Below are 12,889 nucleotides of genomic sequence, written 5' to 3'. Positions count from 1 at the left end.
TGCGCTCGTGAAGCTGGAGGCGGCGGCATCCGACGATCCCCGCGACGTGCTGCGCGCGCTGCGCCACGCCGTCCTGGGGGCGGGGCCCGCGGTGGCCCTGGGTGGCGGCGGGCTGCCGGAGGAGGTGGCGGCCGGGACGGCGGCGGTCATCACGACGTCGGGGTCGACGGGCGTGCCGAAGTCGGTCGCGATCGGCCGCAACGCTCTGATCGCGAGTGCTTTCGCGACGGCGGCGCGCATCGGCGAGGGCGCGTGGCTGCTGGCGGTCCCGGCGACCTACGTCGCGGGCGTGCAGGTCCTCGTGCGCGCGCTCGTGAACGGGCGGGAGCCGGCGGTCCTGGCCGGGCCCTTCCGTCCCGAGCCCTTCGCCGCGGCTGCTCTCGGCATGGCGTCGCACGAGAACGGCGAGCGCGTCCCGACGTACACGTCCCTCGTCCCCGCGCAACTGCAGCGGCTGCTGGATGCCTCCGAGGGCGACCCCGAGGTTCTCCGGGCGCTCCGCTCGTTCGAGCGCATCCTCATCGGCGGGCAGGCGCTGCCCGTCGCGCTGCGCGAGCGGGCGGCCGCGGCCGGCGTGCGGATCGTGCGGACGTACGGGTCGACCGAGACCAGCGGCGGGTGCGTGTACGACGGGGTCCCGCTGGACGGGGTGGAGGTCGCGATCGTCGACGGCGAGGTGCGCATCTCGGGCCCGACCCTGGCCGACGGCTACCTCGGCGATCCCGACCGCACGGCCGAAGTCTTCCCCATGGATGCCGCCGGTACCCGGTGGTACCGCACCGGTGACGGCGGCGAGTTCGCCGACGGAGTGCTGCGGGTCACCGGGCGCCTCGACAACGTCATCGTCTCGGGCGGCGTGAACGTCTCGCTCGACCGGGTCGAGGCGGCGGTTCGTGGCATCCCGGGTCTGGAGTCCGCCGTCGTGATCCCGGTCGAGGACGCGCAGTGGGGGCAGGGGTCCGCCGTCGTGGTGGCGGCGCCCGGAGGCGAACGGGAGACGCTCGAGCGTGTGCGCACCGCCGTCGCCGCAGCGGTCGGACCCGTCGCCCGGCCCGCGAGGGTGATCCTGGTCGACGCGCTGCCGGTCCTGGCATCCGGGAAGCCCGACCGCGCCGCCCTGCGGCAACGGTTCGGCTCCGCGAAGAATTAGGCTTTCCCTCCGTGGCAGCACAGTCTCGCAAGCGCTCGCGTCCGGCCCCGAAGCGGCGTCCCGGCGGCAACCCCCAGAAGGCGCACCGTCCCGCGCCGCGCGCTGCGACACGCGCGACCGCGCGCGATTGGATCGGTGCCGCGCGCCTGAGGACGCTGCCGCTCGCGATCACCCCGGTGCTCATCGGCACCGGCGCCGCGACGCTCGTCGACGACCAGCTCCACGGGGTGACCGCCCTCGCGTGCCTCGCGGTCGCGTTCGCGCTGCAGATCGGGGTGAACTACGCCAACGACTACAGCGACGGCATCCGGGGGACCGACGACGTCCGCGTGGGCCCCGGCCGCCTGACGGGCGGCCGGAAGGCGAAGCCGCGCACGGTGCTCATCGTGGCGCTGGCGTTCTTCGCGCTCGCCGCGGTCGTCGGGCTCGCCCTCGTGATCCGCACCGGGCAGTGGTGGCTCCTCGCCGTGGGTGCGGCCTCCATCGTCGCTGCCTGGTTCTACACCGGCGGGAAGCGGCCCTACGGCTACAACGCCCTCGGCGAGGTGTTCGTCTTCGTCTTCTTCGGCCTCGTCGCCACGCTCGGGACGACGTGGCTGCAGGTGCAGGCCCTCCCGCAGGAGGCGTGGTTCGGAGCCGTGGCCGCGGGTCTGCTCGCGTGCGCGGTGCTGCTGGCGAACAACCTGCGCGACATCGATCAGGACCGTCTCGCGGGCAAGCGCACGCTCTCGGTGCTCATCGGCCGTCGGGCCACGCAGGTGCTGTTCACGCTGTTCGTCCTGGTGCCGTTCGGGATCGCGGTGTTCCTCGCCCTGGTCTACCCCATCGCGTGGTTGACACTCATCGCGCTGCTGGGAGCCCTGTCGGCGATCCTCATCGTGTGGACCTACCGGTCACCGCGCGAACTCATCGTGGCGCTGCAGGTGACGAGCTTCACGTCCGTCGCGTACGGAGCCGTGCTGTTCTGGGCTTTCGTGGCCTGAGGCTCAGCGCGTCGCGTCGGGCCGGTCATCGCCGGCCGCGTCGACCACCGCGTCCTCGACGTCGGCGTCGCGCTCCGCGGCGGTGCGGCGGTCGTTCGCCTGGCGCGCGGCACGGCGCTCGGCGAGGTCACCGGTGACCTGGTCGAGCGGGCGTCGCAGGAACAGCAGCGACAGGCTCAGACCGATGAGGGCGGCGAACACCGCGGCCAGCCACGGCAGTTCCTGGAAGACGGGGAACAGCAGCAGGATGCCGAGCGGCACCACGAAAGCGAGGAGACGCAGCACCGTGTAGACCAGGGCGGAACGGGCACGCATACGTCCACTCTACGACCGCTCCGTCCTCGCCCGGCGCCCGGCCGCCGCCCAGGCAGCGCCGGTAGAATCACTGCATGGCACGCCTGCTGCTGATCCTGGCGCTCGTGGCGACCGCGTTCTGGGTCTACACGATCGTCGATTGCGCCGTTCAACCGGCGACCCGCCACCGCGGCGTCAGCAAGCCCGCGTGGATGGTGATCGTGATCCTGCTGCCGGTGCTCGGCGGCATCCTGTGGTTCGTGATCGGCCGCGGTCGCGCCGGTGGCCCCGCGCTCCGACGCGCTCCGGACGACGACCCGGAGTTTCTCGGCGGGCTCTCGGACCGTGCGCGTGCCGAGCAGGACGAGCGCATCCGTCGCCTCGAGGAAGAGCTCGCCCAGCTCGACTCCGAGGGCGAGGATCCGCGTGACAGCCGACCCGCGCCGAAGCCGGACGGCGACGACCCCGGCGGGAAGCCGGGCGACGACGACACCCGCGGTCAGCGCGGCGCCGTCGGCTGACCGTGGCACAGGGGGAGACGGGCGCCGCAGCGCCCTCGACGGACGCGGCTGCCGCACTGCTGGCCGGGCTCGTCGCCCGCGGCGTGCGGCACCTGGTCGTGAGCCCCGGGTCGAGGTCGCAGGCCCTGGCCCTCGTGGCGGCCGACCTGGAGCGCGCGGGACTCGTGCGCCTGCACGTGCGCATCGACGAACGCGTCGCGGGGTTCACGGCCCTCGGCATCGGACGCGAGACCGGGATGCCCGCCGCCGTGATCTGCACGTCCGGCACGGCGGTCGCGAACCTGCTGCCCGCCGCCCTGGAGGCCCACCACTCCGGCGTTCCGCTGCTGCTCCTCACCGCCGACCGTCCCCCGGAGCTGCGCGGCGTCGGCGCGAACCAGACCACCCGGCAGCCCGGGCTCTTCCATTCGACGACCCGGTTCGAGGCCGATCTCTCCGTCCCCGACACCGTGGATCCGGATGCCACCGGCCCCCAGACCGCCGCGTTCGACGCGGTCGCCGCGACGGCGCTCGCCGCGGCGCTGGGAGAGGGCATGCGCCCGGCCGGTCCCGTCCATCTCAACGTCCCTCTGCGCGAACCACTCGCGGGTGCCGCCCCGGCGTGGCTCGTGGACCGTGCGACGCGACCCGCTGCGCCCGGTGATCCGGCCGCCGACGAGGCATCCGGAGCTCTGTACCAGGGTGGGGGCGGGATCGGGATCGCGGATGTGGCACCCGAGCCCGAGGCGCCGGTGATCCTCGAACCGGGGCCCCGGACGATCGTGGTCGCCGGCGCCGATGCGGGCCCCGCGGCCGAGGAGCTCGCCCACCGCGGCGGCTTCCCGCTCGTCGCCGAGATCGTCAGCGGCGCGCGGTACGGCCGACACGTCGTGCACGCCTACCGCACGCTCCTGCGCGACCCGGCGCTCGGTGGCCGCATCGAGCGGGTCGTCGTGTTCGGGCACCCCACCCTGAGCCGCGAGATCGCGCGCCTGCTCGGACGTGAGGACGTCGAGGTGATCGCGGTGCGCGGCCCGGGCGAGCCCATCAACCTCAACGGGGCGACCCGGGCGGCGGACGCCGTGGATGCCGACGGTGCCGGGGACCGCGCGTGGCTGGGGGAGTGGATGCGAGCGTCGCGCGCGGCGGCCGTCGATCTGAGCCCTCCCGCTCCCGACGCGGACGGGCTGTCGTCCGCCGTTCCCCACGAGCGACTCGGCGCGATCAACGCCGAGGTCGCGGTGATCCGCGCTCCCGTCGACCGTGCGGCCCTCGTCGACGCCCTGTGGCGCGCGACCTGGCCCCACGACCGGCTCGTGTTCGGGTCTTCGCGTCTCGTCCGGGTCGCCGACGAACTGCTCGGGGGCAAGAAGGTGGCCGTCCACGCCAACCGCGGGCTCGCCGGCATCGACGGGACGATCGCGACCGCGACCGGTGTCGCCCTGGCCAGCCAGGACGACGAACGACCGGGCGTCACGCGCGTCCTGCTCGGCGACCTCGCGTTCCTGCACGACGTGGGGGCGCTCCTCCTTCCCCCGGGGGAGCACGAGCCGCGGCTTCAGGTGATCGTCGGCAACGACGGTGGCGGCACGATCTTCGACGGCCTCGAGGTCGCCGGCGTCGCCGGTGCCGACGCGATGGAGCGCGTGCAGTACACGCCCCAGAACGTCCGGCTCGAGCAGCTCGCCCTCGCGTACGGCTGGGAGTACCGCCGGGTGACGACGCGCGTCGCCCTCGACCAGGCCCTCACGTCCCCCGCGGGCGGTCGCCAGCTGATCGAGGTGCCACTCGAGCGCTGACCCGCGCGGCGTCAACCTCTTGGCGCAGGGTCTTCCGGCGCGGCACGATGTGTCGATGAGTTCGCACAGCCGTTGGACCACGCCCGCCGCCGTCGCCCTGAACGTCGCACCGGGGTTCCGTCTCGCCGATGTCGACCCCCGGTCCACCCCGGGCTACGACGGCGACAAGGACCAGGGCAAGGCCGACCTGGACGCGGGCGTCGCATCGCTGGCCGACCTGCAGGAGCGTCTGTTCGCACAGAGCGTCGCCGGCACGGCGACGGGGTCGGTGCTGCTGGTGCTGCAGGCGATGGACACCGCCGGGAAGGGCGGCATCGTCAAGCACGTCGTCGGCGCCGTCGACCCGCAGGGAGTCGAGCTGGCCTCGTTCAAGAAGCCGACCGCCGAGGAGCTGGCCCACGACTTCCTGTGGCGGATCCGCAAGCGCCTGCCGGACGCGGGGCGCCTCGGGGTCTTCGACCGATCGCACTACGAGGACGTGCTCATCGGACGCGTCCGCTCCCTCGCCCCGGCCGACGAGATCGAGCGCCGGTACGGGGCGATCGTCGCGTTCGAGGCCGAGGCGGCGGAGCTCGGCATCCGGGTCGTCAAGGTCATGCTGCACATCTCGAAGGACGAGCAGCGCGAGCGCCTGGCATCCCGTCTCGACCGGCCCGACAAGCACTGGAAGTACAACCCGTCCGACGTCGACGAGCGTGCCCTGTGGGACGAGTACATGGATGCCTACCAGGTGGCGCTCGAGCGCACCTCGACGCCGCTCGCCCCGTGGCACGTCGTGCCCGCCGACCGCAAGTGGTACGCCCGGCTCGCCGTGCAGCGGCTGCTCATCGACGCCCTCGCGGACATCGACCCGCAATGGCCCGCGGCCGACTACGACGTCGCGACCGAGAAGCAGCGGCTCGCCGAGTCCTAGGCCGTCACCCTCCCTTTGCCTGAGGGGCACCGCGATTTCGACGGGATCTTCTAGTGTGGCGCCCTCGTGGCACTCAGGGGGGACGCATGGCTGCACGACACGAACGATCCGTTCGTCACACCGCACTCGATGAGCTCGTTGAACAGATCGGGGGAGCCCTAGAGGTCCTCGACGGAGACGCGACGTGGGTCCAGTTCGTCTTCGAGGGGGTGCTGATCGACGTGAACGTCAAGGACGGAGGGAGCCGCGTCCGTATCCGCGCGTACCTCGACTTCGAGAAGCGCATCGAGGCAACCGACGAAGAGGTGTTCAGCTGGGTGACGCGGCAGCCGCAGCCCGCCTCGGGCGTTGTTCAGGCTCTCGTCGACGAAGACGACGATGAAGGCGATGTCGTCCTTCCGCGTCTCGTGTTCGAACGGCCCGTCCATAGCCTCGGCGTCGACGCGTTGATCAGTGACATCCGCTCGTTCACCCATGCGTGGGAGCTCGACGCGGTCGCAGAAGCGCCGGCGGCCGTGCGAGACGAGGACGATCCGGTCCAGCTGGCCCCGCAGAACGGATGGCTGTTGATGGGGGACGAAGAGTCGTATTGGACGGCGGAAGACCTCCAAGAGGCCCGCGAAGAAGGGGCCGTCGGTATCTACGACAGCCTGTGGACCGCCCCGAAGAACGGCGAGATCGGCGACCTCGTACTTCTGTACTTCCGGGCGCCCCGCAAGGCAGCCTGTTTCGTGGCGCGGCTCGCCTCGCGGCCTTTCTGGCGGACGGACCTCGATGTGGCCGCGGCCCGTCCGGTCGATCGGCATCAATGGTGGGCCTATCTGACACCGCCCGTCGAGATCGAACCGGTGCCCTATGCGGCCCTTCGCGAAGCGGCATCCGGTCACCTTCTGCTCCGGGGGCGCTCCGGCCACTACCTCACCCCCCGGGCGCTCGAAGGGGTGTCGATCACCGCCCGCCACCCGCACGAGCAGGATTTTGTGGATCGCATCGTCCGTGTCCCGTCCGGCTCGCCGGATCTCCCCGACCCGAAGAAGATGTCTTTCCCCCAGTGGGTGGGGTTGGCGAGCGGAGCGCTCTCGCTGGAGGCGAAGGTATCGGAATACGTCGTAGAACCCCTGGTGCGGTTCATCGGCCAGGCGGAGCGCTTCCCCGCCGTTCAGCTGAGCACGCGAGCCGAGTACCCGGTGGGCCGCGGTTTCGTCGACTTCGCTTTTTGCGTCGGTGACACACCGTTGATCGCTGCGGAGATCAAGCTGGCGATTCGCCGGCCCACGTCGGGCGACTGGGGCGATTCGCCCGACTTCCTGCAGCTGGAGCGCTACATGAACACGCTGGCCTCCCCGGGAATGCTCATCGACGCGCATACCGTGCTCGTCTTCCGCCAGGGGTCGCGGATCCCGGAGCAGGAGTTCGTGCGAGCGCAGGCGCAGCTGGACGACATCGAGAGACTTCAAGAGTTCGTGTTCGGCGCGGCTCATGACCTTTTCGGCGGGACCGGGGCGATGCCGACGGCCGCGCTCGCGGATGCTCCGGATCGCCTTCGGCCGCCCGACGTCTACCTCGTGAGCCTGCCCGTCTGGGTCCCTCCCGAAGCCGGCGCGCGGCATCTGCCCGTTCTCGCGCTACTCGCCCGTGCGCCGAGTACCGCCGCCCTGCGAGCCGTTCCCCTCATCGACATCCCGGTGTACCGGGAGCTGGCGACGACGTTTCTACAGGGGGAGCCGTGCGAAGTCGTGGCCAACCGTCTGGGGTGCGAACTCATCGGCCCGCACGGCGCGGCGACCCTGCTCGGTGGGCCGCTGCCGGAGGAGCGCTCCGAGCTCCTCGAGCTCCTTGGAGACCTCTACGCGCCCCGCCATCTCCGACGACGCCGCGTTCTCAACCGAGGCTGATCGTCGCGTCCGGTCTAGGCCAGGGCCTCGACGATCGGCCGGAACTTCACGCGGGTCTCGAGCAGCTCCGATTCGGGCACGCTCTCGGCGACGATCCCGGCGCCCGCGTATGCGGTGATCGTCGCGGTGGGGGATGCGGGGGCGGCGGGGTCGATCTGCGCGCAGCGCAGGGCGATGGCCCACTCGCCGTCGCCCGACGCGCCGATCCACCCGACGGCCCCGGCGTAGCGCCCGCGGTCGAAGGGCTCGAGGCGGCGGATGACGTCCATGGCCACCGCGGTGGGGGTTCCGGCGACCGCGGCGGTGGGGTGGAGCACGGCGACGAGGTCGAGAGAGGATGCCGCTTCCGACAGCTCGCCCTCGACGTCGGTCGCCAGGTGCCAGACGTTCGGGAGCTTCAGCGTGAAGGGCTGCTCGGCGGCCGCGAGGGCGGAGGTGTGCGGGCGGAGCGCGGCGAGGACGCTCTGCACGGCGAACCGGTGCTCCTCCTGGTCCTTCGCGCTCTCGGTGAGGGCGAGCGCCGCGGCGACATCGCTGTCGGCGTCGCCTCCGCGGGCCGTGGTCCCGGCGAGGACCCGGGCGGTGACGGTGCCGCGCGAGACGGTGACGAGCGTCTCGGGGCTGGCGCCGATGAGGCCGTCGACGGCGAACACCCAGCAGTCGGGGTAGCCCTCCAGCAGCGACCGCACGAGACGGCGCCGGTCGGACCCGGCGGGGATCGTGCCGACGATGTCGCGCGCGAGCACGACCTTCCGCACCTTTCCCACTCCGATCGCCTCGACGGCGTGGTGCACGGCCTCCTGGTATCCCTCGGCGGTCTGCCTCCCGGGACCGAGCGTGGCCGACCAGTGCGGACCGAACGGGGAGCGGGGCGGCAGCTCGGGTTCGGGCTCGTCGGGGGTGTCGGCGAAGGCCAGCCGCGTGACCCACGCGCGACCGCCGTGGCGTCCCACTATCGTGCCGGGAACCCGCAGGATGCTCTCGCGCTCCGACCGGGGGTCGAACACGAACGAGCCGAAGGCCACGAGCCCCGTACCGGGCAGGCCCAGGGGGTCGTCGATGTCGGCGGCGGCGGCGATCCGGCGCCAGCGATCCGCGATCGTCGCGTCGCCCGGCTGCGCGCCGGTGTACCGCAGCGTCAGCAGGTCGCCGAAGCCCGCGAGCGACTCTCCTCGGCGGCTCCAGAACAGCGGGTCGTAGCCCGTCGTGTAGTCGAGGACGTCGTCCATGGGGGAGAGTTCGCGCGTGACGACGCGCAGACGCGGGACGAGGTCATCCGCCGGTTGCTGCACCTTTCCACAGTAGACCGCGACTGAGACTCGGGGCATGGAAGCGCCAGGACGCCAGCACCGTCACCTGTCGTGCATGCGCCGCGACTTAGACTCGCGGCATGACCTCCCGACCCGCACCCGGCACCCGGCTCGTGTTCCGCTGGCGCAAGTGGGACGGGTCCCCGCACTGGGAGCAGGACTGCGTCTACCTCGGCAGCGACGACTGGGGCGACTGGTTCGGCCAGCAGATCGGGTGGCGCAGCGTCCGCCCCGGCCGGGAGTTCGTCTGCCGCGAGCCCAACGTCACCCTCGTCCCGGCTAGCGGCGACTGGGCCTTCACGCACAACGCCGCCCCGCATCCGGTCGCCGTCTACATCGATCTCGCGTGGGATGCCGGGTGGGACGACGACGGCGCCCCGGTGGGGATCGACATGGACCTCGACGTGGTGCGGCGCACCGACGAGCGGGGCACGTGGATCGACGACCGCGACGAGTGGGACGAGCATCGGGTGCGGTACGGCTACCCGGCCGACGTCGTCACGCACCTCGAGTCCGTGGCCGTCGACCTGGAGCGCCGGGTGCGCGACCGGGAGGCGCCCTTCTCGGACGACGTCACGGGGCCCTGGCTGCAGCGTCTGGCCGACCTCGCGCAAGCCGGGGACGGCGAGTCCGGCCGCGCCTAGACTCGACGGGTGAGCAGCGACCCGAACCGCGCCGATCTCGGCAAGGACCCCCAGCGCGTCAGCGGAATGTTCGACCAGGTGGCCGCGGCCTACGACCGCACCAACTCGGTGCTGAGTCTCGGCAACGACAGGTTCTGGCGCGTGGCCACCCTGAAGGCCGTCGCTCCGAAGCGAGGCGAGCGGATCCTCGACCTCGCCGCCGGCACCGGCACGTCGTCGATGGCGTTCGTCCCCAGCGGCGCCCACGTCGTCGCGGCCGACTTCTCCCGCGGGATGATCGCCGAGGGGCGACGTCGCCACGGGAACGTCCCGAACCTCGAGTTCGTGCAGGCGGATGCCACCGACCTGCCGTTCCAGGACGGGGAGTTCGACGCGGTGACGATGTCGTTCGGACTCCGCAACGTCAACGACCCGCGCCGCGCGCTGCGGGAACTGCGCCGGGTCACGAAGCCCGGCGGGCGCATCGTGGTGTGCGAGTTCTCGCACCCGCCGTCCCGCGCGTTCAACGGCCTCTACCGCTTCTACAACGACCGGGTGCTCCCGACCGTGGCGAAGGCGGTGAGCTCCAACGCCGAGGCGTACGACTACCTCAACGAATCCATCCGCGACTGGCCGGACCAGCCGACGCTGGCGGCGTGGATGCGGGATGCCGGGTGGGTCGACGTGGCGTACCGCAACCTCACCTTCGGCATCGTGGCCCTCCACCGCGGGACGAACCCCGGGGCGTGACGCCGCGGGGGCGCGCGCTGTCAACCGTCGAGATACCGGCGGCTGCCCCGGACCGCGCCAGGATAGGCTGAAACCGTGACCCCGAGACCGCCCGCGGCCGGCACCCGCCTGTCGGGCAAGCTGGGCCTGAGTGACCGCATCTTCGGCGGGCTGCGCGCGCGCACCCTGCTGTCCACCGTCGAGGCCGGCCTCGACCTCGTCGAGAGCACCCTCGAGCGTGAGGTGCGCAGCGCCGACAAGCTCGCCGACGTCACCGCCCGATACCTGTACGAGGCGGGCGGGAAGCGCGTGCGCCCGATGCTCGCGATCCTCACCGCGCAGCTCGGTCGAGGCACGACGCCCGAGGTCGTCGAGGTGGCCACGGCCCTCGAACTGACGCACCTCGGTTCGCTCTACCACGACGACGTCATGGACGGCGCCGACAAGCGCCGCGGCGTGCCCAGCGCCCAGACGGTGTGGGGCAACAACATCGCCATCCTCACCGGCGACCTCCTCTTCTCCCGCGCCAGTCAGCTCATGGCCCGGCGCGGCGAGCGCGCGATCCAGCTGCAGGCCGACACGTTCGAGCGGCTCGTCCTCGGTCAGATGCACGAGACCGTCGGCCCGCAGGAGGGCGACGAGCCCGTCGAGTTCTACCTGCGCGTCCTCGCCGACAAGACCGGGTCGCTCATCGCCGCCGCCGCTCAGTCGGGCGTGATCTACTCGGGCGCGCCCGAGGAGTTCGAGGCCCCGATGGTCGTCTTCGGAGAGAAGGCCGGGGTCGCCTTCCAGCTGCTCGACGACGTGATCGACCTGTCGCCCGACCCGTCCGAGACGGGCAAGGTGCCCGGCACCGACCTGCGCGCGGGCGTGCCGACCATGCCGTACCTGCTGCTCGGTCACCGGTCGGATCAGGCCTCGGCCGATCTGCGCGCGCGCATCGACGAGGGGCAGGACCGGATCGCCGCCGGCGCGGATCCCGCGATCCTCGACGATCCGCTCACGGAGCTGCGCGAGCACGAGACCACGCGCGAGACGCTGGACCTCGCCCACCGGTGGTCGCAAGAGGCGATCGATGCCCTCGCGCCCCTTCCGGACGGCGCCGTCCGCGAGGCCCTGACGCGGTTCGCCCGCGCGGTGGCCGACCGCTCCGCCTGACTTTTTCCCACCCCCCGATCGCGATCGAGAGGATCTCCATGACGAAGCTGCGCCTTGCCATCGTCGGCGCCGGACCCGCGGGCATCTACGCCGCCGACATCCTGCTGAAGGCCGAGCGCGAGTTCGACGTGTCGATCGACCTGTTCGAGCAACTCCCCGCCCCGTACGGCCTGGTGCGCTACGGCGTGGCCCCCGACCACCCGCGCATCAAGGGCGTCATCACCGCTCTCCGTGAGGTGCTCGACCGGGGCGACATCCGGATCTTCGGCAACGTCGACTTCGGCACCGACATCACGCTCGACGACCTCAAGCAGCACTACAACGCCGTGATCTTCGCCACCGGCGCGATCCGCGACGCCGACCTCGACATCCCCGGCATCGACGCGAAGGGGTCCTACGGCGCCGCCGACTTCGTCAGCTGGTTCGACGGCCACCCCGACGTCCCTCGCGAGTGGCCGCTGGAGGCCGAGTCTGTCGCCGTGATCGGCAACGGCAACGTCGCCCTCGACGTCACGCGCATGCTCGCCAAGCACGCCGACGACCTGCTGCCCACCGAGGTGCCCGACAACGTGTACCAGGGGCTCAAGGCCTCGCCCGTCACCGACGTGCACGTGTTCGGTCGTCGTGGCCCCGCGCAGGTGAAGTTCACCCCGCTCGAGCTGCGTGAACTGGGCGAGCTCCGCGATGTCGACATGGTCGTGTACGACGAGGACTTCGACTACGACGAGGCCTCGCTCACGGCGATCCAGACCAACAAGCAGGTCAAGGTCATCGACCGCGTGCTGCAGCAGTGGCGCACCCGCCCGGGGGTGAACAACGCCGGGGGAGAGGCCTCCCGCCGCCTGCACCTGCACTTCTGGGCGAAGCCCGTTGAAGTCGTGACGGATGCCGACGGCCGCGTGGCCGCGTTCCGGTACGAGCGCACGAAGCCCGACGCCGAGGGCGGCGTCATCGGCACCGGAGAGATCCGCGAGGTCGCGATCCAGGCGATCTACCGCGCCGTCGGCTACTTCGGCTCGCCGCTGGCCGACGTGCCGTTCGACGAGCGTCACGGCGTGATCCCGAACCACGAGGGCCAGGTGCTGGCATCCGACTCGAACGAGCGGATCCCGGGCCTCTACGCCACCGGGTGGATCAAGCGCGGACCCGTCGGCCTCATCGGCCACACCAAGTCGGATGCCATGGAGACGGTGCGCCACGTCATCAACGACCAGGCCGAGTGGTGGCGCCCCGCACACCCCGAGGAGGAGGCGATCCCCGCGCTCCTGGCCGAGCGCGGAGTGCGCTGGACCGACCTCGCCGGCTGGCACCGGCTCGACGAGCACGAGATCGCCCTCGGCGCTCCGCACGAGCGCGCGCGCATCAAGGTCGTCCCGCGCGACGAGATGATCCGCGTCTCGCGCGGCGAGTAAGCGCGCCTCACCCCGCAGCACGCCCCCGCGCGCGAGTAACACCCTCCCCGCCGCCGGGGCAACCCTCGCGACCGCATCCGAGCCCCCTCGGCAGGATGGAACGCACGACGCCGGGCAGCATCG

General features: G+C 71.9%; 12 protein-coding genes. 10 read left to right on the top strand and 2 right to left on the bottom strand.

All coding sequences use genetic code 11. The features are described 5' to 3' along the window. Positions 1-7: 7 nt before the first annotated feature. Positions 8-1,150, top strand: coding sequence for an AMP-binding protein (locus QM517_RS07340; RefSeq protein ID WP_374114681.1), 1,143 nt, complete (start codon positions 8-10; stop codon positions 1,148-1,150). Between the two features lie 11 nt (positions 1,151-1,161). Continuing rightward, a complete protein-coding gene (locus QM517_RS07335; RefSeq protein WP_283286251.1) occupies positions 1,162-2,133 on the top strand; it encodes a 1,4-dihydroxy-2-naphthoate polyprenyltransferase in 972 nt (323 codons plus the stop codon). A gap of 3 nt (positions 2,134-2,136) precedes the next feature. Here the strand turns inward: QM517_RS07335 and QM517_RS07330 are convergent, their stop codons facing one another. Continuing rightward, complete coding sequence (locus QM517_RS07330; protein WP_077052385.1) at positions 2,137-2,448, bottom strand: DUF4229 domain-containing protein; 312 nt, start codon at positions 2,446-2,448, stop codon at positions 2,137-2,139. 74 nt (positions 2,449-2,522) lie between these two features. Here QM517_RS07330 and QM517_RS07325 point away from each other — a divergent pair, with 74 nt between their 5' ends. The 4 genes from QM517_RS07325 (at position 2,523) to QM517_RS07310 (ending at position 7,534) form a co-directional block, all read left to right on the top strand. Then, positions 2,523-2,948: a PLD nuclease N-terminal domain-containing protein gene (locus QM517_RS07325; protein ID WP_283286249.1), complete on the top strand. Its 426-nt coding sequence runs from the start codon at positions 2,523-2,525 to the stop codon at positions 2,946-2,948. 2 nt (positions 2,949-2,950) lie between these two features. After that, entirely contained in the window at positions 2,951-4,726 is a 1,776-nt protein-coding gene (gene menD / locus QM517_RS07320) for a 2-succinyl-5-enolpyruvyl-6-hydroxy-3-cyclohexene-1-carboxylic-acid synthase (protein WP_283286248.1), read from the top strand. A gap of 55 nt (positions 4,727-4,781) precedes the next feature. Further along, positions 4,782-5,639 (top strand): polyphosphate kinase 2 family protein, encoded by an 858-nt coding sequence (locus QM517_RS07315; protein ID WP_283286247.1) that lies wholly within the window; start codon positions 4,782-4,784, stop codon positions 5,637-5,639. 86 nt (positions 5,640-5,725) lie between these two features. After that, positions 5,726-7,534, top strand: a complete 1,809-nt coding sequence (locus tag QM517_RS07310; protein ID WP_283286246.1) for a hypothetical protein — start codon at positions 5,726-5,728, stop codon at positions 7,532-7,534. 14 nt (positions 7,535-7,548) lie between these two features. Here the strand turns inward: QM517_RS07310 and QM517_RS07305 are convergent, their stop codons facing one another. Then, positions 7,549-8,763, bottom strand: a complete 1,215-nt coding sequence (locus QM517_RS07305) for an isochorismate synthase (RefSeq protein WP_077052728.1) — start codon at positions 8,761-8,763, stop codon at positions 7,549-7,551. Between the two features lie 161 nt (positions 8,764-8,924). On the opposite strand from QM517_RS07305, the gene QM517_RS07300 reads away from it, so the two are divergent. The 4 genes from QM517_RS07300 to QM517_RS07285 all read left to right on the top strand — a co-directional run bounded on the left by QM517_RS07300 (position 8,925) and on the right by QM517_RS07285 (position 12,766). Beyond that, positions 8,925-9,488, top strand: a complete 564-nt coding sequence (locus QM517_RS07300; RefSeq protein ID WP_077052381.1) for a DUF402 domain-containing protein — start codon at positions 8,925-8,927, stop codon at positions 9,486-9,488. A gap of 9 nt (positions 9,489-9,497) precedes the next feature. Then, positions 9,498-10,217, top strand: coding sequence for a demethylmenaquinone methyltransferase (locus QM517_RS07295; RefSeq protein ID WP_077052380.1), 720 nt, complete (start codon positions 9,498-9,500; stop codon positions 10,215-10,217). A 75-nt stretch (positions 10,218-10,292) separates the two neighbouring features. After that, positions 10,293-11,354: a polyprenyl synthetase family protein gene (locus QM517_RS07290; RefSeq protein ID WP_278102540.1), complete on the top strand. Its 1,062-nt coding sequence runs from the start codon at positions 10,293-10,295 to the stop codon at positions 11,352-11,354. A 38-nt stretch (positions 11,355-11,392) separates the two neighbouring features. Next, on the top strand, positions 11,393-12,766 hold the full coding sequence (locus QM517_RS07285) for an FAD-dependent oxidoreductase (RefSeq protein WP_278102539.1): 1,374 nt from the start codon (positions 11,393-11,395) through the stop codon (positions 12,764-12,766). Positions 12,767-12,889: the final 123 nt, after the last annotated feature.

Origin of the sequence: Microbacterium sp. IEGM 1404 (assembly GCF_030056775.1) — a bacterium.
Lineage (GTDB): Bacteria > Actinomycetota > Actinomycetes > Actinomycetales > Microbacteriaceae > Microbacterium.
The sequence above is the reverse complement of the archived record's forward strand: the minus strand, read 5'-3'. Positions and strand labels throughout refer to the sequence as shown.